This window comes from Dehalococcoidia bacterium (genome assembly GCA_030018455.1).
Taxonomy (GTDB): Bacteria; Chloroflexota; Dehalococcoidia; order DSTF01; family JALHUB01; genus JASEFU01.
The window spans coordinates 452,761-476,263 of the sequence record JASEFU010000001.1 but is presented as its reverse complement, the minus strand read 5'-3'; the positions used below and the strand labels follow the sequence as shown (position 1 = coordinate 476,263).

22 protein-coding genes are annotated in these 23,503 nt (G+C 65.7%); 14 read left to right on the top strand and 8 right to left on the bottom strand.

Going from position 1 to position 23,503, the window contains the following annotated elements:
• Positions 1–120 precede the first annotated feature (120 nt).
• The 5 genes from QME71_02300 (at position 121) to QME71_02280 (ending at position 5,205) form a co-directional block, all read left to right on the top strand.
• The gene (locus QME71_02300; protein ID MDI6857129.1) at positions 121–1,512 is read left to right on the top strand and encodes an MATE family efflux transporter; all 1,392 of its coding nucleotides are present in this window, start codon (positions 121–123) and stop codon (positions 1,510–1,512) included.
• Between the two features lie 814 nt (positions 1,513–2,326).
• On the top strand, positions 2,327–3,709 hold the full coding sequence (locus QME71_02295; GenBank protein ID MDI6857128.1) for a fibronectin type III domain-containing protein: 1,383 nt from the start codon (positions 2,327–2,329) through the stop codon (positions 3,707–3,709).
• Between the two features lie 15 nt (positions 3,710–3,724).
• Positions 3,725–4,219 (top strand): MATE family efflux transporter, encoded by a 495-nt coding sequence (locus QME71_02290; GenBank protein MDI6857127.1) that lies wholly within the window; start codon positions 3,725–3,727, stop codon positions 4,217–4,219.
• Between the two features lie 162 nt (positions 4,220–4,381).
• Positions 4,382–5,020, top strand: a complete 639-nt coding sequence (locus tag QME71_02285; GenBank protein MDI6857126.1) for a hypothetical protein — start codon at positions 4,382–4,384, stop codon at positions 5,018–5,020.
• Positions 5,017–5,205, top strand: a complete 189-nt coding sequence (locus tag QME71_02280; protein MDI6857125.1) for a hypothetical protein — start codon at positions 5,017–5,019, stop codon at positions 5,203–5,205. Before QME71_02285 ends, QME71_02280 begins: the two co-directional genes overlap by 4 nt.
• A gap of 69 nt (positions 5,206–5,274) precedes the next feature.
• On the opposite strand, the gene QME71_02275 is transcribed toward QME71_02280, so the two are convergent.
• The gene (locus QME71_02275) at positions 5,275–5,511 is read right to left on the bottom strand and encodes a hypothetical protein (protein MDI6857124.1); all 237 of its coding nucleotides are present in this window, start codon (positions 5,509–5,511) and stop codon (positions 5,275–5,277) included.
• A gap of 11 nt (positions 5,512–5,522) precedes the next feature.
• Positions 5,523–5,888 carry a metallopeptidase family protein gene (locus QME71_02270; GenBank protein ID MDI6857123.1) on the bottom strand — a complete coding sequence of 122 codons (366 nt, stop codon included), beginning with the start codon at positions 5,886–5,888 and terminating at the stop codon, positions 5,523–5,525.
• Between the two features lie 124 nt (positions 5,889–6,012).
• Here QME71_02270 and QME71_02265 point away from each other — a divergent pair, with 124 nt between their 5' ends.
• Positions 6,013–6,498, top strand: coding sequence for a hypothetical protein (locus QME71_02265; GenBank protein MDI6857122.1), 486 nt, complete (start codon positions 6,013–6,015; stop codon positions 6,496–6,498).
• Here the strand turns inward: QME71_02265 and QME71_02260 are convergent.
• Positions 6,413–7,285: a class I SAM-dependent methyltransferase gene (locus tag QME71_02260; GenBank protein MDI6857121.1), complete on the bottom strand. Its 873-nt coding sequence runs from the start codon at positions 7,283–7,285 to the stop codon at positions 6,413–6,415. The two genes, QME71_02265 and QME71_02260, sit on opposite strands and share 86 nt — an antisense overlap.
• Positions 7,286–7,610: 325 nt before the next feature.
• On the opposite strand from QME71_02260, the gene QME71_02255 reads away from it, so the two are divergent.
• Genes QME71_02255 through QME71_02240 form a run of 4 tightly spaced genes read left to right on the top strand, consistent with a single transcriptional unit; the run spans position 7,611 to position 12,627 of the window.
• On the top strand, positions 7,611–8,576 hold the full coding sequence (locus QME71_02255) for a MoxR family ATPase (GenBank protein ID MDI6857120.1): 966 nt from the start codon (positions 7,611–7,613) through the stop codon (positions 8,574–8,576).
• A gap of 10 nt (positions 8,577–8,586) precedes the next feature.
• Positions 8,587–9,870, top strand: a complete 1,284-nt coding sequence (locus QME71_02250) for a DUF58 domain-containing protein (protein MDI6857119.1) — start codon at positions 8,587–8,589, stop codon at positions 9,868–9,870.
• The gene (locus QME71_02245) at positions 9,851–12,127 is read left to right on the top strand and encodes a transglutaminase domain-containing protein (GenBank protein ID MDI6857118.1); all 2,277 of its coding nucleotides are present in this window, start codon (positions 9,851–9,853) and stop codon (positions 12,125–12,127) included. The genes QME71_02250 and QME71_02245 overlap by 20 nt, the downstream gene beginning before the upstream one ends.
• On the top strand, positions 12,124–12,627 hold the full coding sequence (locus QME71_02240) for a methylated-DNA--[protein]-cysteine S-methyltransferase (protein ID MDI6857117.1): 504 nt from the start codon (positions 12,124–12,126) through the stop codon (positions 12,625–12,627). The genes QME71_02245 and QME71_02240 overlap by 4 nt, the downstream gene beginning before the upstream one ends.
• A gap of 188 nt (positions 12,628–12,815) precedes the next feature.
• On the opposite strand, the gene QME71_02235 is transcribed toward QME71_02240, so the two are convergent.
• From QME71_02235 to QME71_02225, 3 genes are all read right to left on the bottom strand, one after another.
• Positions 12,816–13,043, bottom strand: coding sequence for a DUF2007 domain-containing protein (locus QME71_02235; protein MDI6857116.1), 228 nt, complete (start codon positions 13,041–13,043; stop codon positions 12,816–12,818).
• Between the two features lie 64 nt (positions 13,044–13,107).
• Entirely contained in the window at positions 13,108–14,025 is a 918-nt protein-coding gene (locus tag QME71_02230) for an SDR family oxidoreductase (protein MDI6857115.1), read from the bottom strand.
• Positions 14,026–14,146: 121 nt separating this feature from the next.
• Positions 14,147–17,800 carry a DNA polymerase III subunit alpha gene (locus tag QME71_02225; protein MDI6857114.1) on the bottom strand — a complete coding sequence of 1,218 codons (3,654 nt, stop codon included), beginning with the start codon at positions 17,798–17,800 and terminating at the stop codon, positions 14,147–14,149.
• A gap of 135 nt (positions 17,801–17,935) precedes the next feature.
• Between QME71_02225 and QME71_02220 the strand changes: the two genes are divergently transcribed.
• Both QME71_02220 and QME71_02215 read left to right on the top strand, forming a co-directional pair.
• Positions 17,936–18,208 carry a NifU family protein gene (locus tag QME71_02220; protein ID MDI6857113.1) on the top strand — a complete coding sequence of 91 codons (273 nt, stop codon included), beginning with the start codon at positions 17,936–17,938 and terminating at the stop codon, positions 18,206–18,208.
• 290 nt (positions 18,209–18,498) lie between these two features.
• A complete protein-coding gene (locus QME71_02215; protein MDI6857112.1) occupies positions 18,499–19,911 on the top strand; it encodes a DUF1254 domain-containing protein in 1,413 nt (470 codons plus the stop codon).
• 26 nt (positions 19,912–19,937) lie between these two features.
• On the opposite strand, the gene QME71_02210 is transcribed toward QME71_02215, so the two are convergent.
• Entirely contained in the window at positions 19,938–21,164 is a 1,227-nt protein-coding gene (locus QME71_02210) for an aspartate kinase (protein ID MDI6857111.1), read from the bottom strand.
• A gap of 9 nt (positions 21,165–21,173) precedes the next feature.
• Positions 21,174–22,037, bottom strand: a complete 864-nt coding sequence (gene thrB, locus QME71_02205) for a homoserine kinase (GenBank protein ID MDI6857110.1) — start codon at positions 22,035–22,037, stop codon at positions 21,174–21,176.
• Between the two features lie 51 nt (positions 22,038–22,088).
• Here thrB and QME71_02200 point away from each other — a divergent pair, with 51 nt between their 5' ends.
• Entirely contained in the window at positions 22,089–22,295 is a 207-nt protein-coding gene (locus tag QME71_02200) for a hypothetical protein (GenBank protein MDI6857109.1), read from the top strand.
• 316 nt (positions 22,296–22,611) lie between these two features.
• Positions 22,612–23,433, top strand: a complete 822-nt coding sequence (gene sppA, locus QME71_02195) for a signal peptide peptidase SppA (GenBank protein MDI6857108.1) — start codon at positions 22,612–22,614, stop codon at positions 23,431–23,433.
• The last annotated feature ends 70 nt before the right edge of the window (positions 23,434–23,503 follow it).

The window sequence follows — 23,503 nt, the reverse complement described above, 5'->3', positions numbered from 1 at the left end:
CGGTAGGCCTGGCGAAGGCGAGAGCGGTGGCACGTGGGTCAGGGCCGCGTTGCGCCCGCGGGAGCGTGTCCGCTGACGCGCCAGCAGGTACAATGATGGAACCGCAGAAAGGACCCTCCATTGACCGTTGAGGACGGATTCGCGGAAGCGGCGCCGCCGGCAGTAGGCATAGACCTGCGCGAGGAGCGGCTGCGCGGCACCCTCTTCCGCCTCTCGATTCCCCTCGTCGCCGAGCGGCTGTCGATGACGGTGATCAACATCGTCGACGCCGTGCTCGTCGGCCGCTTCGTCGGCTCCGACGGCGTCGCCGCGGTGGGGATCGCCGGGCTGCTCTTCTGGCTGCCGATGTCGGGCGCGTGGGCCGTTAACGTCGGCGCCACAGTCGTCGTCGCGCGGGACACGGGCGCGCGGGCGTTCGACGAGCTGGAGCGCTCGGTGCGCGCGACGGTCGCGTTCGCGGTCCTCTGGGGACTCGCCGTCATCGCCTTCCTCATGCCGATGGCGGGGCTGCTGATGCGGCTCATGGCAGCGCGACCGGGCGTGCTGAACGCGGGCGTCGACTACATACTCGTCAGCTCGCTGGGGATGCCCTTTTCCGTCCTCATGTCGGCGGCGAGCGGCTGCCTGCGGGGCGTGGGCAATACGCGCACCCCCATGATCATCCTCGTCATCGCGAACACGGTAAACGCCGTCGTCGCCTTCCTGCTGATCAGCGGCTTCCTGGGGTTGCCGCAGCTCGGCGTCGTGGCCGCGGGCGCCGGCTTCGCGAGCGCGGGCTTCACCGGCGGCGTGCTTGCGCTGGCCGTCATCATCCGCGGATACGGGCCGCTGCGCTTCCGCCCGACGCAGGCGCTCCGGTTCGGCGCGCGGGAGATCAAGCGTCTTCTGAACATCGGCATTCCCGTCGGACTCGAGGAGTTGCAGTTCATGCTCGCGTTCCTCGTCTACTCCCGAATCATCACCGGCCTGGGGACGGCCGCCGCCGCCGCGCACACGATATCGCTGCGGGCGCTGGAGATCGCGCAGGTGCCGGGGTTTGCGCTCGGCACGGCGGGCACCGCGATGGTGGGGCAGTTCCTGGGGGCGCGCCTCCCCGGCCTGGCGGAACGGGCGGGAAGGGTGGCCCGCAACTGGACGGTGCTGACGATGGTCACGCTCGGGGCGGTGGTCGCGCTCTTCGCGCCCTGGATCGTCCGCGTCTTCGTCGACGACCCGGAGGTGGTCGATATCGGCGCGAACTGCCTGCGGGTCTTCGCCCTGGCGTTCCCGATGATGGGCGTGGGGACGGCGCTTTCGGGCGCGCTGCGCGGCGCCGGCGACGTGCGCTACGTCCTCGCGGTGCTGACGGTGACAGCGTGGACGGTGCGGATCCCGGCCGCTTTTCTGTTCGCGCACGTGCTCGGGCTAGGGGCGCCGGGGGCGTGGCTGGGCGCGGTGGCGGAGCAGAACGCGCGCGGCGCGCTTATCTGGCGCCGCTTCAACGCCGGCGCCTGGAAGCTCAAGGAAGTATAGAGTATTATACTTTCGTCCCCTCACTTGTCATACAAGGCTTGACATCCGATCTGACGCGACGTACAAGCTACCTAGCTGTGAGGATCGAATACCGGCGTAGCGCGACAATCCTGTTTGGCAGAAACCGAGCGACAGAAGGGAGTCTTGCCATGAGAAGACCGGGCGCCAAACTTATGGCTCTGACACTGCTCTGGGGCGGACTACTGGGCATCGGCTTCTGGGGGTTAGAAGCCAGGGGAAATGAAGACGCACTCGCTCCCGAGGCGCCGGCGTCACCTCGGTCTGAAGAGTTGGGACCGAGGACTGTGAATTCGCCGCGAATCGTTCATCCGGGGTGGGAGTACGGGAACTGCACGGTTCCCGGCGGCGGCGCCGTCGAAGTGTTCCCGGAGGAAGCGGTGGCGCACGGAGGCCGCGTCTTCGACAAAGGGATATCCAGATACTACAGCCTGCCTAACGGTCGATGCATGGTGCTGACTGCGGCCAAACCATTTCCTGACTGGGTCCCAGAGTGGATGGAGAAGCAACCACCCCCGCCGCCACGACCGACCATGATATTCGTGGGAACACCTCCCCCTCTTGTCTCCGAACGAATGAGTACACCTGTGCCGGTCACCCCGACTGCGACGGCGGAAGGGACGGCCACACCATGAGACTGCGGACAGCCAGCCTGCTGCTACTAATCTCCCTTGGGACACTGCCACTCTTGTCCCCCACTGGCGCATCGGCTGCTGCAATTCTCGGCCGAGACGTTCCGCGGCCAGTCAATGCAGCCGAAGTCTGGGGCTACAATGAGAGCAGGCTCTACATTCACATGTACGGGTATCAGCAGAACGCCATCGAGCACTGGAATGAAAGGGCCCAATCCTGGCAGATAAACTCGTACCTAGCTGACGGGGTGAGGTGGGAGCCGTCGAACCCAGCTCAAGTAGATCTGGTTTTCGACGCTGGAGAAGAGAGCACGACCTACTGTTATTTCGACAGTCAACACTGTCTGAGCATGGAGGACTACGGCGGCGGGTATCCGCTGGCAATGCTGCACACCTTCCCGGACCTGAACGTGCGTGTCCTGATCTGGAACACAGACGACTTTGATGAGCAGTTGATGAACCCCACTTATCCCGAGTATATCGACGGGGTTCTCTTCTATTCTCGCTTGATGCGCCACGAATTGGGCCACGATCACTTCTTGGCCAATGCCGATGTGGCCGGTCTGATGTGCAGCGCTTTCAGTCAGCAATGCACGCCACTCGGCGCGGCCACCTTCGATGAGATGACAACCGCCGAGGCCGAATTCGTAGGGCGTCCTCAACCACCCACGAGTCTGTCCGTGCTGTCCGTGACTCCTACTTCCGTACAGGTCGGCTTTTCCGGGGCCTCCGGCCAAACTTCGTTTAATGGATATCGATCGACGAGTCTCTCAAGTTGGACCCAGATATCGGGGATTTCCTCCCCTTACACGTTCTCCGGGTTGACGCCGGGTACAACATACAACTTTCGAATAGCCTCGGTAGGCAACGCCGGTTGGGGAGAGAGCACGTCATTCTGGGTTACGGCCACTACGGCACCACCCCCCGCGCCATCCAGCATAACCTCCAGCTTCGTCTACCTGGGCAGCTACAACTACAAGAATCGGCTGACGCGGTCAGCCGTAGGTGGGGCCAATTACTATAAGGTGTGTTGGGACACATCCTTGTCCGGCAGCTTCTCCAGCTGCAATACGGTCTTCGGCACGCAGTCGGATCAAAACATGCCGTCCGGCGACGGCACGAAGTGGTACAACAAGGTCAAGAGCTGCTCGAACAGCGGCTTCTGTGGCCCGTTGAGCTCCGACTATATAATGAGCCAGCAGGCGCTGAAAGACGGGTGGAACTACATGTTCACCCACTATCGCAGCGGGAGTTCAACGGTCTTTCAATACATTAACTGGATGAGCTACTACGGGGTGCCGATAGGCCTCAAGCTGCACATTAAGAACGGCTCTTCCACCGGCAGCACCACCCTGTACAACACCGTGTGCCTGGCCTCCGGCTACATCAGCAATCCGGTGTATTACAGCACCTCCGCTTTCACCACCCACAAGCTGGGCACTCGCGGTCACACAATAGGGACCTACAACACCTGCGGCGCGAGCTCTGACCACAGCGGCGATGCCGCGTTCAACCGCTGGGGCTATATCCCGCCTTACACGTATTAGCTGCGGGCGCTGGAGATCGCGCAGGTGCCGGGGTTCGCGCTCGGCACGGCGGGCACCGCGATGGTGGGGCAGTTCCTGGGCGCGCGCCTCCCCGGCCTGGCGGAACGGGCGGGAAGGGTGGCCCGCAACTGGACGGTGCTGACGATGGTCACGCTCGGGGCGGTGGTCGCGCTCTTCGCGCCCTGGATCGTCCGCGTCTTCGTCGACGACCCGGAGGTGGTCGACATCGGCGCGAACTGCCTGCGGGTCTTCGCCCTGGCGTTCCCGATGATGGGCGTGGGGACGGCGCTTTCGGGCGCGCTGCGCGGCGCCGGCGACGTGCGCTACGTCCTCGCGGTGCTGACGGTGACAGCGTGGACGGTGCGGATCCCGGCCGCTTTTCTGTTCGCGCACGTGCTCGGGCTAGGGGCGCCGGGGGCGTGGCTGGGCGCGGTGGCGGAGCAGAACGCGCGCGGCGCGCTTATCTGGCGCCGCTTCAACGCCGGCGCCTGGAAGCTCAAGGAAGTATAGAGTATTATACTTTCGTCCCCTCACTTGTCATACAAGGCTTGACAAGCCGCGTTTTCGGAGTATCGTAGCGGATGATATTTCCGCTATGAGAGGAGATAGACAATAAAAAGGGTTGGCAAGTGGGGGCTCTGGCTGCTGGCTCCCCTGCTCGGGGCAGCAGGCATGCTTGCATTCCTGCTGCTTTATGACCGCGGCGGCGAGAGCTTCGAGCCTCCATCCGCCGTCGGGGAGCAGGCCCTTCCCGGCACGCCAGTAGCGCCCGAAAAGCTACAGGAAGCGCGTGACTTCAAGGAATTCCCCCTCTGGTGGCTGGGCGAGAGCTTCGATTCACTGAACCTGAGGATCCATTGGGCCACCCCCGACCGCGGCTCTCCTACCATGAATTCGGTGTACTTTGTATATGGGCAGTGCATTATTAAGCCCGGAAACGAAGGCTGCCCACCTCCTCTGCAGGTCATAGTAGAACCCCTTTGTTTCACGCCTCCCGAGAAGCTTGGAATGTCCCGAGATGACTTGTCCGAGTTCCGCGGGGGGGCAAAGGTGCTTCGGGATGAACACGGAGTACGCATCTGGACAGGCGACTCCATGATTGCGGTCGGTGGCTCCGCAGAAAGAGTGGAAAGGGCGATAGAGCGACTAACTCCACTTGGAAATGTCAGCGTAGATCTGTCCGATTCCAACCTCCCACCGCCCAATTTCGACAGGTGTCCTCCCTACGTCGAACCCACCTTCGTACCTTTTCCGCCGACCCCCACCTTGGCTGGCGGGCCAGCCTCTAGCGAAGGGAGCATCCGGGAATGAGAGAGTCGCTTCTTACGCTGGGCAGGCGCCTGAGTCTGCTGGGCTTGGCCGCGATCGGGGCGGCTCTGGCTGCCGTTGCGTTTACGTCTATAGTTGGTGCCGATATTACCTACGGCGACAATCTTGCGGAGTACACGTACGAGTCAAGCGACTGCCACGAGAGTGATGCGGAGGTCCTTGACTGAACCCGGTAAATCCACCGGCATCAGGGGAGTGTCGCGGAGTAGTGTCCCCAGCTCTCTGAGCCACGCGAATCAGTCAAAGATGCGGGCGCAGGCGGGCCAGATGAGCGCGAGCAGCACGAGCGCGGTCACCAGCAGCACCACCCACCGGCGCAGGGGCAGGAAACCGCGCGGACGCTCCCAATCGTAATAGGGCGCCGCCTCCGAGAGGTCGAAGTCGGGGTGATCGGGGTCGGTGGGGTCGAGCTCCCAGCGCTCTCCCGCCTCGTCCTCGAACGAGTCGACCGCTTCCTCGTCACGCATCGTCATCGATGTCCACCTCAGTACACGCCCATGCGGCGCAGGCTCTCGTCGTCGATCCCGAAGTGGTGCGCGATCTCGTGCCGCACGACGCGCCCCACGCGCTCGACCACTTCTTCGTCGCTCCCCGAAACCCTCTCGATGGGGCGCTGGAAGATGACGATGCGGTCGGGAGGGACGAGGTTGTAGCTGACGCCGCGCCGGGTGAGCGGCACGCCCCGGTAGAGCCCGAGGAGCGTTCTGCCGCGCGCTCTCGCTGCCCGCAGGTCGTCGGCCGAGGGGTAGTCCTCCACCTGGATGTCGATGTTCGACAGCTTGTCGCGGAACTGCTCGGGGAGGGCGAGGAGCGCCTGCTCGACCAGTCCCAGGAACCGCTCTCTGTCCATTTGCGGGCCCCGCCTTTCCTCAGATCATAGCACAGGCGGCGCGGCGACGCCCCGTGGGCCGATCGCGGAGTGGTGTATCATGATGAGGCCCGCAGGGCGTCACTGGAGCGATAGGAGGCGCAATATGGCCGCTGGATACCGCTTCGAAGAGACGGTAACGATGCCGCGATACATGTGGGCGGCGATCATGGGTGGAATGGTGGGCCTGCTGGCGGGACTCATGGCGCCGCTGCCGGGCGGACGGACGGGGCGGAAGGCGTGGCTCACGACGCGCGGGCCGCGGCTGGCGGGCGTCGTCGTCCTTGCGCTGGCGACGCTCACGTTCCGCCGGTTGAAGACGGTGGTCGACGACGACAGGGTGAAGTTCGGCTTCGGCGTGCTCGGGCAGTCGCTGCCGCTGGGATCGATACAGGCGTGCGAGGTCAAGAAGTACAACCCGTTGCTGTTCGGCGGCTGGGGCATCCGGCTATCGTGGGGCGGAAGGCGCGCCTACAGCATGCTGGGGGCGCCGCGGGGAGTGGAGATTACCGTCGCTCGAGATAAGAAGGCACGGCGCTACTTCGTCTCTTCCACTCAGCCAGAGCTTCTCGCCAGCGCGCTCTCTCGCTGACCTCTTCCTTCTGCCACACTCCTATTACGACGTCGGCAGTGGTGGGAAACGTCCAGGCAATGCGGTCGACGACGCGGAAGACGGCGGAAGCGGCGGCGAACGGCAGCATTTCGAGAAAGCCGCGCCACGGCGGCAGGAAGAGGAACATCGACGCGCCCTTCATCCTCAGCAGCCGTAGCCGGCCGCGCGCGAGCCGCTTCAGAAAAGCGTAGCTCCCTCTGAAGGTGTGGTCTTCCGGTATGGTCCAGAAGCGGTACCTAGGCGGAGTCGTCACGCCTATGTAGCCCATCATGCGGTTCACTGTCAGGCCGATGCGGCAGGACAGGCTCTCGTAGTTGGCGAGGGCGATAATCAGGCGGCCGCCGGGCTTGAGGACGCGCGCGGCTTCCTCGACGAACGCATAGGGATCGGCGAAGTGGTCCATCGCCCCCTGGCACATGACGGCGTCGAACGTGGCGTCACGATAGGGGAGGTTCTCGGCGATGGCGCGGACGGCGCGCACCGTCTTGTGCACGACGCGGTAGCGGTACTGCCCCAACCTGAGCATGGAGTCGGAGGCGTCCATGCCGTGCGGCTCCCAGCCTCGGAGCCAGAGTTTCGCCGCCTGCGTGCCGAGCCCGCACCCGACGTCGAGCAGGCGGCGGCGGTTGGCGCCGCGCTCCCCTGCCCGCCCGACCACTTCGATGACGGCCGCTTCGGTGCGGTGGAGATAGAAGTGGGTCTGACGTTCCTCGTAGAGCGGGAACTGCTCGATCCGGTAGTTGATATCGGGCTTTCTGCCGTCCACGCTTTCTCGTCCCTGAGCAAAGGTAGGAGACATAAACTCTAGCAGCATTCGACGGTTGTGGCAAACGCTTGGGAGCGGTGAGGCCCCGCGATGCTTGCGGCCGGACGTCGCTTCAGCCATCCGTTTATCCGTTTCCATGTCCGTTGACAGGCCCCCGCCCGCCAAAGCGCAACGAAACCGAAAGGAAAACGTAGCGAAGGCGTCAAGCGCCGGATAGGGCGCATCGGGAACAATGGGAGCAGCCGACCGCCAGTGACTTATCGTCAAGTTGACTGACGCCACCCCGATCGGTTGATATAATGAGGTCAAGTAGAAAGGGGAGAACGTGAACGACGACCCCAAACACATCGCCGACCGCATTATCAACAATGTCGAGAAGGTCATTATCGGGAAACGCAGCGAGATCGAGCTCGTTGTCATCGCCCTCATCTGCCGCGGCCACGCCCTCATCGAAGACGTGCCCGGCGTCGGCAAGACGATGCTCGCCCGCAGCCTCGCTCGCTCCACCGGCTGCTCCTTCAAGCGCATTCAGTTCACTCCCGACGTCCTGCCCAGCGACGTCACCGGCGTCTCCGTCTACAACCAGAAGACCGGCGATTTCGAGTTCCGGCCCGGCCCTATCGTGGCCCAGGTGGTCCTCGCCGACGAGATCAACCGCGCGACCCCGAAAACGCAGTCCGCGCTCCTGGAAGCGATGGAGGAGCGACAGATCACCGTCGAAGGCGTAACGCGCCCGCTGCCGCGGCCCTTCCTGGTGATGGCGACGCAGAACCCCGTGGAATACGAAGGCACGTTTCCCCTGCCGGAGGCCCAGCTCGACCGCTTTCTCGTCCGCGTGCATCTCGGCTATCCGTCGCACAGCGATGAAATAACGATCATGGAACAGCAGCAGCGCTCACATCCCATCGAGACGCTGGAGCAAGTAACCGACGCCGATGAGATCCTCGAAGTCCAGCAGGCGGCGACGGAAGTGTACGTTGATGCGCTCATCAAGCAGTACATCGTCGCGCTCGTCAACGAGACCCGAAAGCATGAGGCGGTCTACCTGGGCGCTTCGCCGCGAGGCTCGCTGGCGCTGTTCCACGCCTCGCAGGCCCTCGCCCTCCTCCGCGGCCGCGACTACGTCCTGCCCGACGACGTGAAAGAGCTTACCGTTCCCACGCTCGCTCACCGGGTGATCGTGAGTCCCACCGCTCGTGTCAAGAACGTCGCCCCCGGCGACGTCATCGCCGCCTGCATGACGCGCGTGCCCGTGCCGGGAGCGCGCGCCCGCGGCGGCTACGGCCGCTAGTTTTCGACCCATGAAGCCGCTGTCTGCCGCTTTCACCCTGGTCTTCCGCCGCTACCGGTCGCTGACCGTGCTGATCGTGATCCTCGTAGCCTCCCTCGTCTCGGCGTTCGCGACCGGATTCTGGCTGCCGTCGCGCCTCGCCTACGTCATCGCCGCCGCGATACCGCTGTGCTACCTTTGGGCGCGCGTCAACATGTGGGGCGTCAGCGCCGAGGCAGAACGTAGGGTCGACCGGCTGGAGCAGGGCCAGGCGTTTGAGGAGCGGCTCTTCGTCCGTAACCGCAACTTTCTGGGCAAGCTGTGGCTGGAGGTGGACGACCCCTCGGACCTGCCGGGTCACGTCGCGGGCCGGGTGCTCGGGCTCAGGCGCGGGGAGACGCGCTCATGGAAGGTGACGACGAGATGCGAGCGGCGCGGCGTCTTCACCCTCGGCCCCGTGACCGTGAGCAGCGGCGACCCCTTCGGCGTGTTCCGCCTCACGCGCAGCTTCGGGCACTCGCGAAGCATCCTCGTCTACCCGAAGGCGCTCGACCTCACGAGCTTCTACCTTCCGCCCGCACAGCTCACGGGCGAGAAGCGGTTGCGGCGCGCCACACATCACGTGACGCCGAACGCCGCCGGCATCCGCGCGTACGAGTTCGGCGACAGCTTCAGCCGTATCCACTGGCCGAGCACGGCAAGGACGGGCGATCTCATGGTGAAGCTGTTCGAGATGGACCCCGCCAGCGATGTCTGGCTCGTGCTGGACATGGAGAAGAAGGCGCACGCCGGCAAGGGAGAGCAAAGCACGGAGGAGTACGTCATACGCATCGCCGCCTCCGTGGCGCGCTACTTCTTCCGCGCCAACCGCTCTGTCGGGCTCATCGCCTTCGACGGGAAGCTCACCGTCATCGAGCCGGAGCGGGGGCTCCACCACCACGTCCGCATACTGGAATCGCTTGCGGTCATGAAGGCGGCCGGCGACGTGCCGCTGGCGGAGCTGCTTCCCAAAGAAGGCAAGCGCTTCGGCCGCCAGACAACAGTGCTGACGATCACGCCCTCCGCGCAGGAGGACTGGGTCGCCGTCCTCAAGGCGATGGGCGAAAGAGGAGGGAGACTGGCGTGCGTGCTGCTTGAGGCGAGCACCTTCGGCGACGCCCCCGATTCCCTCGTCGTCTTCGGCGCGCTGGCCGCCGCCGACATCCACACGTTCATGATCAAGCGCTCGGACGACCTTCTTACCGCCTTGACCTCTGGCAGCGAGACCGGCGGCAGGATGAGCGCGGGAGTGGGCAATGCGAGAAGCCAGCGATAGTCCCAGCGAAGGCGATGGCGGCCGGAGGAGCCGGACGGGCCGGTTCCTCGGCTGGTTCTTTTCATGGGAGGACTGGCTCACGCTGGCGATCGTCATGATCGTCTTCTTGAGCGTCGTCGGGTCTATCGACAGCGCTGAGTGGGTCGACGATATGCCCTCCCTCTACCCCATCGCCGCGTTCGGCCTGCTGCTCGCCTTCTTCCTCGCCCGAACGCGACTGCCGGAGCTCGTCGCGCACCTGTTGGCGGTCATCCTCGGGAGCGCGGCGATTCTACGGCAGGTGCTGGCCGCGCTGCCGGAAGGAGGCTTTCGGGAACGGGCGGATGAGATGGTGCGGCGCATGGACGCCTGGATCGACGCCCTCACCCTGGGCGGGATCAATAACGATAACTTTCCCTTCATCCTCATCGTCGTGACCCTTACCGGGATCGCCGCGTACGTATCGTCGTGGAGCATCTTCCGCTGGCGCAGCCCCTGGGTCGGCCTCGTGCCGGGAGGTATCGCGCTTCTCTTCAACATCAGCTATCTTCCGGGGCAATTCAGTCCCGCCTTCGTCGTCTACCTCGTCGGCGCGGTCCTGCTGGTCATGCGGATGCACTTCCAGGGGAAGATGCGCGACTGGAAGCGGCGGGGGGTCCCCTATCCACGCTATCTTCACTTCTCTTCGCTGCACGGGGCGCTCTGGGCCTCGCTCCTCCTGATCGGCGCCGCCTGGCTCATGCCGCTCGCAGACAAGACGGCGGCGTTCGAGCCGCTGTGGGAGCCGTGGACGCAGCCGCTGGCGAACAAAGTGGCGGGGCTGAGCCGCGTCTTCGCCGCCGTCGAGGGGAAGAAGGGGCCGCCGACCCATCGCTTTGAATCGTTCCTGCCGTTCCGGACGTACATAGGCAAGGGACGGGGCAGCCTCATGACCGTGGAGTCGTCGCGCTACGGCTTCCTGCGCGGCCTGGTGTACGAGGTTTACACGTCGAGCGGGTGGGAGATGGCGGAGCGAGAAGACCAGCCGCTCGACGAACGCCTGGAATTGATCGCCCGAACGCTCGAGCAGGCAACGGATACTCACCGCCAGGCGGTCCCCGTGAAGGTGACGACGGAGGTGGAACTGCCCGTGTTCCTTGCGTTCGGCGAGCCGCTGGCGGTGCAGGACATCCCCGCAAAGGCGGAGTACGGCGGCGATCCCTCAGACGTGACGGCGCTGAAGCCTGAGGGGACGATCACTGCGGGGACCTCCTACGTGGCCACCGGCCTGGTGTCGACCGCGTCCGTAGGCGCCTTGCGCCGCGCCGGTGACGACTATCCCGACTGGGTGGAGGAGCGCTATCTGCAACTGCCTGACGACCTGCCGGAACCGATTGGCGAGCTGGCGCGCGCTTTGACCTCCGGCCACGACAACGCCTACGACAAGGCCCGCGCTGTTGAGGAGTATCTGCGCGATTACCCGCACGAGTTTACCTCCGAGAGCCCTCCCGCGGACGAGGACGCCGTCGAGTACTTTCTCTTCGAGCAGAAGCGCGGCCACGCCCTCTACCACGCATCGGCGATGGTCGTGATGCTGCGCAGCGTCGGCATTCCCTCGCGGCTGGCGGCGGGCTTCACACTGCGGCCGGACGACGACCCGACAACCGACATCTATCGCGTCCACGCCGCCGACGCGTTCGCTTGGCCGGAGGTCTACTTCCCTGGCCTGGGCTGGATCGAGTTCAGTCCCGCGCCCGTGCAGCCGCGGGTGGCCCGCCTCGACGAGGAAATGTCGATGCTCCCCAAGGAGCAGCCGTCGCTGGAAGGGCTGCTGGGACTGGAGTACTTCAATGCGCAGCAGGAACGGGCGCCACCCGCACATCCCTTCACGCCCACTTCCGTTTCGGAAAGCGACGACACCACCTTCTGGGTCGTCCTCGGGGTGGTGATGGGCATTGCACTCCTTACGGGCGGATCGGCGGCGGGCCTGGCCTACGCCTGGAACCGGGGCCTATCGGAGCTCAGCCCGCCGGAGCGGGTATGGGAGAAGACGCTGCGTCTGGCTTCCTGGGCGGGCCTTCCCCGCAGGGCCACGCAGACGCCGCGGGAGTACGTGCGCGACCTGCAGGCCGGGCTGCCGGAGGTGGGCGATCTGCCGTTCCTGCTCCAAACGTACGAGCGCGCGCGCTTCGGGAGGAAGCCTGTGACGACGGAGGAGGGAGCAAGGCTGGAAACGCTGTGGGCGGAGTTGCGATCGCGGTTGCTGCGGCGTATTCTGCGCCTGGGGGGTGAGCGATGAAGTACTCCATTTGTCAAACGGAGCTGGGCTGGCTGGGTCTCGCGTTCGGCGGGCAGGGACTGTGTGGCGTGATGGGCCCGCAGGACGACGCTGTGGGGGTCGAGGAAGGGATGCGCCTGCTCGGCGCCGACGGACCTGTCGACAGCGACGAGTCGCGCCGGTGGGGAGAGCTGTTGCGGCGTTATGCTAGCGGCGAGGCGGTATCGTTCGACCTGCCGCTCGATCTGACGGGCGGGACGCCGTTCCAGCAGGCGGTCTGGCGGGCGCTGATGGAGATACCGCGCGGCGAGACGAGGAGCTACCGGTGGGTCGCCGAGCGCGTGGGGCGGCCGGGGGCGGCGCGGGCGGTGGGCCAGGCGGTGGGGGCGAACCCGCTGCCCTTCGTGGTGCCGTGCCATCGCGTTATCGGTGGCGACGGCGGGTTGTGCGGTTTCGGGGGCGGTCTACCCCTGAAGAAGCGGCTGCTCGAACTCGAGGGCGCGCTGCCGGCCACTCCCTAGGGTAACGCTTCGAGCGCAGCCGCGGCGTCTTCTTGCCGGGCGGCGTCGGCGTGGTCGCTGTAACATCGGCGCTTGTCTTCCCACCCGCCTACCGGCGGGCGCGCCCGCCCGCCCGCAAGCGTCTTGAGTCATTCTGGGGGACACCCAGAGACCCAGGAAGTTCCCCTCTGCGCCTCCCTGCTCTCCGCCTACGGTTCGATTTCGGCTTCGCCGCCGGTCTGCTCCGTCAGGACTGCCGCCGCCTCCGCCCTGCGCTCCTCAGGCACCATCACCCGCGAACCCGTCATCGACACGCCCAGGAAGGAAACGGCGTCGGACGGCTTCACCATCGCCGGGATGCCCTCGTTGCGGAGGAGCTCGCACCACATCTCGGCGGTGAGCTGGTCGGGCGCGGTTGCCAGGTCTACCCACTTCATGACAAAAGCAAGGAGGAGTGGGCAGCGAGGCCGCCCACTCCTCTGACGGCGTCCTCTCCTTATTCTATTCCTTCGGCGGCTGGGCCGGCCACTCGTTCACGAGATTGCCCGTCACGGCCGATATCCGCTCCGAGATGTTGTCGACCGTCCACTCCGTGTCGGACTCGATTGACGCGATGATCTCCGGCTCCGAGTAGAGGCCGATGAAGCCGGCGCGCACGAGGAAGGTGCGCCCGTTTACGTTCGCCGCCTCGTCGGTGCAGAGCCACGCGACCATCGGGCCGACCTGCTCCGGCACCTGCTTCTCGATCTCTGCCAGCATCCTCGCGCCCGCCTCTCCCGCGCGCTCAAACCGCGCCTTCATGTCCGGGCTGAGGGTCATGCGGGTGGCGGCCTGCGGCCTGATGGCGTTGGCGCGCACGCCGTAGCGGCCGAGCTCCCGCGCGAGAGTGCGCGTGAAGCCGACGATGCCTTCCTTGGCGGCGGCGTAGTTCGTCTGACCCGGGTTGCCGAGGCCGGAGGTCGACGACGTGTTAATGATCACGCCGCCTTTGCGCTCCTGCCGGAAGTAGACGGCAGCCGGCCGGGCGAGGTTGAAGTGGCCCCGCAGGTGGACGGCGATAACGGCGTCCCACTCCTCCGGCGTCATATTGAAGAGCATGCGGTCGCGCAGGATGCCGGCGTTGTTGATGACGATATCCAGCCGGCCGAAGTTGTCGAGCGCCATCTTCACCAGGCGCTCGCCCGTCTCCGTCTCGACCACGTTGCCGTAGTCGGCGAGGGCCTGACAGCCCATTGCCTTGATCTCCTGGACAACCTGCTCCGCGGGGGTGGCTTCTCCGCCGGTGCCGTCGACGGCGGCGCCCATGTCGTTGACGATGACGTTGCAGCCTTCCGACGCCAGGGCCAGCGCCTCGCCGCGGCCGATCCCACGGCCGGCTCCCGTAACGATGGCAACCCTGCCCTTTAGCCTGTCACCCATGTTGGATCCTCCTCTACTAGTTACACTAGTGCTGCTGATTGATTCCGTCCTTCGCGCAAGCGGTTTATAACCCAATCCCTGTTTCGACGCAAGGGGCCGGGGGACTCTGCAAGAGCGAGTGTCAGGAAGCGCCGGGCGAAGTCTCCGCGTGATGCTCCTCGATCCGCGCTTCTCCCCACTCGCCGAGGACCCGGACGACGCTCGTGTGCAGGCCGTCACAGAAGGCCGCGGAGGGGAGGGCCAGTTCCACCTCCTCGCCGTGACGCGTGTGGACGCGCAGCCGTACCTCGTCCTCGCCCGGGAAGGCCACCAGCGCCTGCACCAGGTCCAGCAGCCGCTCGCGGTCCGCCGCTTCGTCTTCCGTTTCCCGCAGCGAGATGACGAGCCGCCGAATCGGGCGTTCGTTGGACGACGGCGGAACCTCCGCTTTCGCCGGAGGGGCCGCCTTCTCCCTTGGCGCTGAGGCGGCCACCGGGCGAGGCGCTGCCGGCGCCGCTTCCCTGTTCTTCTGCACCCAGCCCGGGAGCAGCAGCGGCTCCGACCCGCCCGCCTGGTAGAGCGCCACCTGCTGCACGCTAACTTGCAGCCGCTCGTTGCGCTCCCGCACGCGGACGAGGACGATGAGGATGTTGCCCTCGGCCCACAGGTCGCGGGTCTGCTCATAGGTGTCCGGCCACACCGTGACCTCGACGTTGCCCGAGAGGTCTTCGATGGTGGCGGCGCAGAAGAGCTTGCCTTCGCGGGTGAAGAGGTTGCGCGTGGAGACGACGACGCCGGCGAGCACCGCCTCGCGGCCGGCCATCTCGGCGTTGACCTCGCTGCAAACGGCGGTGACGTGGGCAGCGAGGTCGGCGGCGGCGCCGGTGAAGGGGTGCTCAGAAACGTATATGCCCAGCACCTCCTTCTCCCACTCCAGCACCTCGGTGCGCGACACCTCCGCCCGCTCCAGCTCCAGCATCGGAAGGGGCGCTTCCACCGTCTCGCCGAAGAGGTCGAACATCGTCGTCTGGCCGGACTCCCGCATCTTCTGCTCGCGCTGCGCGAACGAAAGCACGCGGTCCACGCCGGCGAGCAGTGTCGGGCGGTCGCCCAGGCAATCGAACGCGCCGGCCTTGATCATGCTCTCGAGCGCGCGCTTGTTGAGCCCTCTGACGTTCACGCGGCGGCAGAAGTCCTCGATGGAGGCGAACGGCCCTTTCTCTTCGCGCGCCGCCACGATGCCGTCCACGGCGCCCTGCCCGACGTTCTTGATCACCGCCAGCCCGAAGCGGATTGCCTGCCGCCCGTCGGCCTGCGCCTCGATCTTGAAGTTGACGTCGCTGTGGTTGACGTCGGGTGGGAGGACGGGGATGCCGAGCTTCACGCACTCGCTGACGGCGGCCGCGACGCGCTCCTGCGCGCCGCTGGGGTGGCCGGAGGCGAGCATGAGGACGGCCGTCATGTACTCTGCCGGATAGTTGGCCTTGAGATAGGCGGTCTGATAGGCGATCGTGGCGTAGGAGACTGCGTGCGCCTTGTTGAAGGCGTAGCCGGCGAACGGCTCGATGAGATCGAAGATCTGCTGCGCGTCGCGCTCTTTGTAGCCCCGCTCGCGCGCGCCGGCGATGAACCTCTCCTTCTCGGCGCGCATCACCGTCGGTATCTTCTTGCCCATCGCCTTGCGCATGATGTCGGCTTCGCCCAGCGAGTAGCCCGCGAACTTCTGCGCCACCAGCAGCACCTGGTCCTGGTAGACGATGACGCCGTAGGTCTCGTCGAGGATGTCGGCGAGATCGGGGTGGGGGTAATGGATCTGCTCGAGGCCATGCTTGGCGCGGCAGTATGTGGGGATGTGCTGCATGGGGCCGGGGCGGTAGAGAGCGACCATCGCCGCCAGCTCGCCGACGGAAGCGGGCTTGAGCTCCTGGATATAGCGTCGCATCCCCGGCCCTTCGAGCTGGAACACGCCGAACGTCTCGCCGGCGGCAAGCATCTCGTAGGTCTTCGCATCGCCGTCGGGCAGGTGCTTTATGTCAACATCGACGCCGCGCGCCTCGCGGATGATTCTCACCGCCTCGCCGAGGATGGTCAGGTTCACGAGCCCCAGGAAGTCCATCTTCAGCAGGCCGATTTCCGCTACGTGCTCCATCGCGAACTGGGTCATGGGGATGGATCCTTCGTCGCCCTGCTCCCCGACGGGCCGGGCGCTCCGGACGGGCCGCTGAAGCGGCAGGTGCTCGACCAGCGGCTCGCCGGAGATGACGACGCCGGCGGCGTGGGTGCTGGCGTGTCGGGCCAGCCCCTCGAGCCGCTGCGCCGTATCGACGAGGCGCCGCACCTGGTCGTCGAGCTCGTAGGCGCTGCGCATCTCCGCGTTCTCGGAAAGGGCGCGGTCGATCGTCATGTTGAGGGCGTTGGGCACCAGGCGGGCGATGCGGTCGACGTCGGCGTAGGTCATGCCGAGGGCGCGCCCGACATCGCGGATGGCGGCTTTAGCGCCCATCGTTCCGAAGGTGATTATCTGGGCTACGTGGTCATAGCCGTACTTTTCGGCCACGTAGCGGATCACCTCGTCGCGGCGGTCGTCGGCGAAGTCCATGTCGATGTCCGGCATCTCGCGCCGCTCGACGTTGAGGAAGCGTTCGAAGACGAGGCGGTGCGCCAGCGGGTCGATGTCGGTGATGCCGAGGCAGTAAAGGATGATGCTGCCGGCGGCGCTGCCCCGCACGCCCATGGCAATGCCGCGTCCGCGGGCGAACTCCGCGAAGTCGCGCACGACGAGAATGTAGTTGGCGAAGCCGGTCTCGCGCACAACGCCGAGCTCGTAGTCGAGGCGGCGGCGGGCGTCGTCGGAGCCGAGGGGGTAGCGCTCGGCGAGGCCGGCGTAGGCGAGCTCCGCCAGGTAACCGTCGGCGGTCTTGCCGGGCGGCACCTCCGCTTCCGGCAGGTGGAGCTCACCGAAACGGAGGTCGAGCTCGCACATGTCGGCGACGCGGGCGCTGTTCTGGATCGCTTCCGGCAGGTCGGGGAAGAGCGCGAGCATTTCGGCTTCCGATTTCAGGTAGTAGGAGTCGTCGGGCATGCGCACGCGCTTGTCGTCAAGTATGGACGAGTTCGTGCCGATGCAGAGGAGGATATCGTGCGTTGGGGCGTCCTCCTGGTAGACGTAGTGCACGTCGTTAGTGGCGATGAGGGGGATGCCGGTCTCGCGCGATATCTCGACGAGCTGGCGGTTCACAGCCGTCAGCTCCGGCATGCTGTGCTCCTGCAGTTCGAGGTAGAAGTTGTCGAACCTCTCGCGGTACCAGAGGGCGGTCTTCAGCGCTTCATCTCGGCGTCCGTCGACGAGCAGGCGGTGCAGCTCGGCGGCGTGGCAGCCGGATAGCGCGATTATCCCTTCGCTGTGCTGCTCGAAGAGTTCCCTGTCCATCCGCGGCTTGTAGTAGTGGCCTTCAAGGTTCGCTTTCGTCACCAGCGTAAGGAGGTTGCGATAGCCGGTCATGTTGCGGCAGAGGAGAGTGAGATGGTACGGCCGCTTCTCTTTCGGGTCGCGGTTAAAGCGGGAATCAGGGGCGACGTACGCCTCGACGCCGATCACAGGCTTGATGCCGCAGGCGCGCGCCTGCTTGTAGAAGTCGATGGCGGCGTAGAGGGCGCCGTGGTCGGTTAGGGCGATGGCCTCCTGGCCGAGCTCGCGGGCGCGCTGCATGAGTTGGGGGATGCGGGCGAGGCCGTCGAGCAGGCTGAATTCGGTGTGGACGTGCAGGTGCGCGAACATGGGTGTGGCCGTCTGCATTATACCAGCGCCCGCGGCTCACCACGCGCTTCTTATGTTCAGTGCCGCCGTTTTTGGCGCGGGCCCGACGTTCGCTGTTTGACGCCCGCCAAGACGGCATGTTAGCCTGAAGGGGAAGTCAGGCAAGGATCGGAGATGAAGGTGGCAGAAGAGCTTAAGACCAGGGTCGAGGAGATACTCGAACTCATACGCCCCTCGCTGCAATCGCACGGCGGCGACGTCAGTCTCGTCGAGGTAACGCCCGATAACATCGCCCGCGTCCAGCTCGAGGGCGCGTGCGGCGGCTGCCCGATGAGCCAGATTACCCTCAAGATGGGGATCGAGCGCATACTGGTGGAAGAGGTGCCGGGCCTCGCCGGCGTCGAGGCCGTGGGGCTCGAAGGGGTAGACTGGTCGCGTTTCGAGTAGCGGACCAGCGCCGGCTTTATCCCTCCAGACAGGACTTCGCGGGACCGGGGGTTCCCCCGGGCCCGCGCTCATTTTATCGCCGGCTTCTTACGCGAGTAACCCGGCGGGTTGTCCGGGAGACGCCGCCGCGGAACACGTCCTCACAATCACGCCTTTCTCGATGCTGCTCTCCCGACTGTCCCCGGATTGCGGACCCTAGCCGAGCTGCTGTTGAGCGCGCACTCGGCGGATGGCATAATGCCGGAAGCCGCGCCGATGAGTGGTAAGCCAGCGAAAAGGAGTAGATTGCCATGGCATTCCGTCAGGTTCGAAGATGCATGCACGGGGCGTTCTGGCTGCTGCTTACGACGGCGGTTTTGGCGTCTGCCTGCGAAGGGGAGGACGAGTCTGCGCCTGCGTCTTCGCCTACGCCGCCGGCGGAAAGCACGACTGCGCCGCAGGACGCAGCGGCAATCGCAGCCGACGCTTACGTGTGGGGCATGCCGGCCGTGGTGACGATGCGCACCATGCAGACGCTCGCGCCGGCCACGGGCGTGAACCAGCTCTTCCCACAGAAGCAGTTGTCCGATCCGACAAGCCGGTCTGTCGTCGCGCCCAACGTCGACACGCTGTACGACGTGGCAATGATCGACCTGCGCAATGGCCCTCTTGTGCTGACGGTCCCGGAGATCCGCGACCGCTACTACGCCTTCCAGTTCCTCGACATCTACACGGAGGCATTCGCGTACGTCGGCGCCCGCGCCACCGGGGGCGAGGCCGGGTCGTGGGTGATCGCGCCGCCGGGGTGGGACGGCGAGCTGCCTGCCGGTAGCGAGCTGATCAGCGCGCCGACTCCGCTGGTATTCCTCCTGGGCCGGTTCCTCGTGTCCGGCGCCGACGATCTCGCTGCCGCGCACGACGTCATGGCGCAGGTACGCCTTGAGCCGCTGACGCCCGGCCAGCCGGTTCCCGCCCCATCCTCACTGGGCACTGCTCCGGGCGCCCCGCAGCAGGTCGCGGAGGCAGGCGCGGCGTTCTTCGATGAGCTGGGCGATATTCTGGCTGTGAACCCGCCGACAAGCGAAGCGGACCGCGCCGCGCTGGAGCGGTTCGCGGCTATCGGCGTCGGCCCCGGCCTTCACCCCGCGGCGGACGGGACGCCGGAAGAGCGCGCCGCCCTCGAAAAGGGCGTCACCGACGGAGCGAGGCGCATCAAGGAGGAGATCGCCTCATCGACAATCAGCGTCAACGGTTGGAATACTGCCCGCGACCTCGGACGCTACGGCGACGACTTCCTCCTCCGCGCCGCCATCGCCGAGTCAGGCTGGGGCGCAAACATCCGCGAGGAAGCAATGTACTTCTCGTCACGGGAAGACGCAAATGGAGAGGCTTACTCGGGCGCCCGCGACTACGTGTTGCATTTCGATGCGGGCGAGCTTCCGCCGGCGAAGGCGTTCTGGTCTCTAACTTTGTACGGGCCCGACATGTTCCTGGTCGAGAACCCCGCCAAAGTGTACGCGATCGGCGACCGCACGCCGGGCCTGCAGCTTAACGCGGACGGGTCGCTCGACATCTACCTGCAGCAGAGCCCACCGCCGGGTCGCGAGTCGAACTGGTTGCCCACCCCCGCGGGAAGCTTTGTGCTCATCATGCGCATCTTTCTTCCCGAGCCCACCGTCCTGGATGGCACGTATCAGCTTCCCGGCGTGATGCCTGCGGAATGATCCGAGTTTCCCCGCCGGTCGCGGTGCTACTCGCCGGTCTCGAGGGCGAATGCTTTGTGTAGCGCCCGCACGGCGTCCTTCACGCGGTCCTCGCGAATGATGCAGGTGATACGTATCTCGCTGGTCGAGATCATCTCGATGTTGATCCCCTTCTCGTGAAGGGTGCGGAACATGAGGGCCGCGTAGCCGGGGCCGCTCTGCATTCCCGTGCCGACGATGCTTACTTTCCCGAGGGCGTCGTCGGCCACCACCTCGCGCGCGTGTATCTCCTTCGCGGTCGCTTCAACTATGGGCACCGCCCGCCGCAGATCGCCGCGCGATATCGTGAACGTCACGTCGGTGAGGTTGTCCTCGCTGGCGTTCTGGACGATGGTGTCGACGGAAATGTGAGCGTCGGCCAGCGGCTCGAAGATAGCGGCGGCGATGCCGGGCCTGTCGGGCACGCCGCGGATGGTCAGTTTGGCGACATCGAGGTCGTGGGCGATGCCGCGGACCTTCTTGAACTGCTCCACAGAAACACCTCCGTGAATTAGGGTGCCCGGCGCCTCCTTGAAGCTGGAGGCGACGAGGATCGGCATGTCGTAGACTTGGCCCAGCTCGACCGCCCGCGAGTGCATGACTTTGGCGCCGACGCTCGCCAGCTCCAGCATCTCTTCGTAGCTTATCTCGTCGAGCTTGCGGGCCTCGGGAACGATTCGCGGGTCGGCGCTGTACACGCCCTCGACGTCTGTGTAGATCTCGCAAGCGTCCGCTTTAAGAGCGGCGGCCAGAGCCACCGCCGTCGTATCGGAGCCGCCGCGGCCGAGGGTGGTGATGTCCTCGTCGGCGTCCTGCGTCAGACCCTGGAAGCCGGCGACGATGACCACGCGTCCCTTCTCTACCTCCTGGTGCACGCGCCTGGGGTCGATGGCGAGGATGCGCGCCTTGCGGTGCACCTTATCGGTGCGGATGCCGGCCTGCCCGCCGCTGAGGCTTATGGCGTCGTGGCCCAGGCTGTGCAGCGCCATTACCATGAGGGTGCTGGAGACGGTCTCGCCGGTGGACATCAGCACGTCCATTTCGCGGTCCTCCGGCGAGTCGGTGATCTCGTGCGCAAGTTCGATCAACTGGTCGGTCGTCTTGCCCATGGCGGAGACGACGACAACCATCTCATTGCCCTGCTCTTTGCGAGCGGCGACACGGCGGGCGACGTTCTTGATCTTTTCGCCGTCGGCCAGCGAGCTGCCGCCGTACTTCTGGACGATGATGCCCATTGTCTTCACCTATTCTGTTCTTAGTATTTGGACGCCGCTCTGGGTTGGCGCGGTGAACATCGTCTTGCCGGCCGTGCCTGCCGCCTGCGCCGCCTGGAGCATGGCCTGCGCGATCTTCTCCTGATTTCCCATCGTCCATGCGGCGATGGTCGAGCCGCCGCCGGAGAGATAGGCGCAGAGGGCGCCGGCTTCGCGGGCAGCCGTGATGACCTCGTACATGCCGGGCAGCAGCCGCGACCGCACCGGCTGGTGGAGGCGGTCGTCGGTGGCGGCAGCCAGCAGGTCGAGGCGGCCTGCGGCCAGCGCGCTCACAAGCAGACACGCCCGCCCGATGTTATGAACGGCATCCTCGCGCGACACCTGTAAGGGCAGGGCCCGCCGGCTCTCGTCGGTGGGCATGGGCTGATCGGGGACGAGGAGGACGACGCGGATTCCCGGCGGCAGACGGACGGGGGCGTGCAGTGTGACATCGCCATCGATCACGACCACCTGCAACCCGCCGAAGAGGGCGGGGGCCATGTTGTCGGCGTGGCCCTCCAGCCTCGAGCCGAGCGTCAGCACCGCTTCGAGGTCGACGGGGCGGCCGGAGAGGGCGTTCGCCCCCACGAGTCCGGCGGCGCGGGCGCAGGCGCTGGCCCCGAGGCCGCGGGCGACGGGGATGCCGCCCTGCCAGGCCGCCGCAAGGCCCTTCGGCGGCTCCTCATCGTGGGCGGCGTACCAGGCGCTCGCGGCGTCCAGCACCATGGCGAGGAGCGGGTCTTCGGGCGCGGGAAAAGGTGAGTCGTTTGCCTCGAGGGTGAACTCGGCCCACAGGTCGAGGGCGAGGGCGAGGCAATCGAAGCCCGGCCCGAGGTTAGCCGAGGTGGCAGGCACGCGCAGCGAGACTCTTTGCGGAGACAAACCGGTCACCAGGGAGTAATAGCGATGTTCATGTTAGCATCCGCGGTGAACAGGGACAATCTGTCCATCCGTCTGCCGATCAGCCCCGCAAGTGCGCTGAATGACGCGACCACGAGCTACGTCTATGGGCTGGATTTACTGTTTGCGACCGATAATAATGGTGCGAGCAGCTACTTCCTCTACGACGGCCTCGGCTCGACGACCTTCCTACCGGCAGGCAGGCGGGGCTGACGGATGCGGGCGGCAACGTGACGGACACGTACACCTGTGACGCCTTTGGGGCCGTGAAGTCGCGCACTGGCACGTCTGCGAACCCCTACAGGTTCACGGGCGAGCTGCAGGACCACCAGGTCGCGCGGCAGCCACCGTACCTGCGGGCGCGGTACGACGATCCGGGGCTGGGAGCTTTAATGTGTTGACTCATTCGCAGCCGCTCGCGCATCCGTTTGTCCGTTTCCTGTCCGTTGACCGGCCGCCCGCACCGTTTTGTCATTTCCCTGATATGGACAGCGCTAATCCCGTGCGATAACGTAAATAGAAAGAGCGTTTGAGCGAGGGAAGCGAGAAGATGCTGGGACGCCTCTTCAACCCGCACCGCATCGCCGTCTTCGAGCTGTTCGGCGCCATAGGGTCGCCTTCGCGCACAGCCGAGTACGTCCGCTCCCTCCAGTCGCTCGCGGAGAATGCCGCCGTCCGCGCCGTCATCCTCGATATCGATTCGCCCGGCGGCTCGGCCACCGCCTCCGACTACCTCTACCGCTCGGTGAGGAAGCTGGCGGAGAAGAAGCCGGTCATCGCCTTTATTCGTGGCGCGGGCGCTTCCGGCGCCTACATGGTAAGCTGCGCCGCGACGAAGATAATCGCCGTGCCCACGGCGCTCGTCGGCTCCATAGGGGCGATATCGGCGCGGCCGCTGCTCTACGAGCTGCTGCACCGCATCGGTGTCAAGGTGTCGATCACGAAGAGCGGCCGGCTCAAGGACATGTGGTCGCCGCTGCGGGAGCCGACGAAGGAGGAGAGGGAGAAGGAGCAGGCGCTTCTGGATGAGCTTTACGATCACTTTATCGCCGCCGTCGCGAAGGGGCGCGACATGAGCGAGGATCGCGTGCGAAAGCTGGCGACGGGCGAGATGTTCACGGCGACGAAGGCAAAGGAGCTGGGCCTCGTCGATGAACTGGGTGACCTCGACGCCGCCATCGAGCTCGCGATGCAGTTGGGCAAGGCGCCGCGAAGGGTGACGTATGTGCGGCCGAAGCGCGGCCTCCGCGCCATGTTGATGTCGCGGATGATGGGCGGTTTCGTCGAGGAGCTGAGCGCCCAGCTCGATGCCGCGGTCCGCGGCCGCGTCGATTACTACCGCTTCAGGTGAAGAGGCCGATCGTCCATCTCTAATCTCTCTTTAATGTTTCTCAGGCATACTCTCCCCAGCAACATCGCTT